The sequence below is a fragment of the Oceaniferula marina genome, from assembly GCF_013391475.1.
Lineage (GTDB): Bacteria > Verrucomicrobiota > Verrucomicrobiia > Verrucomicrobiales > Akkermansiaceae > Oceaniferula > Oceaniferula marina.
Window position 1 is genome coordinate 1 of the sequence record NZ_JACBAZ010000082.1, and the last position, 281, is coordinate 281.

General features: G+C 49.5%; 1 tRNA gene. It reads right to left on the reverse strand.

The window, feature by feature from the left end:
* Positions 1-35 precede the first annotated feature (35 nt).
* Positions 36-111, reverse strand: a tRNA-Ala gene (locus HW115_RS20375).
* Positions 112-281 lie beyond the last annotated feature (170 nt).

Below are 281 nucleotides of genomic sequence, written 5' to 3' on the forward strand. Positions count from 1 at the left end.
ACCAAACCATTACAAATTGCCGCCGTAGGCGGCATTGGTGGAGGTAACCGGATTCGAACCGATGACATCCTGCTTGCAAAGCAGGCGCTCTACCAACTGAGCTATACCCCCTTAATAGAGAGGGCGGTTACTTTGTTTATCAGGAAAAGTTAAGATTGAATTGTGCACTGCGGCCGCTCCTTCGGGCGCGCATTAAATAAATAAGTCGTGGACAGCTTTCGCCATTCCACTCAAACACCATCGTGATTGCTCACTTTAGGTGTCGACCTTTTGCAGGGACC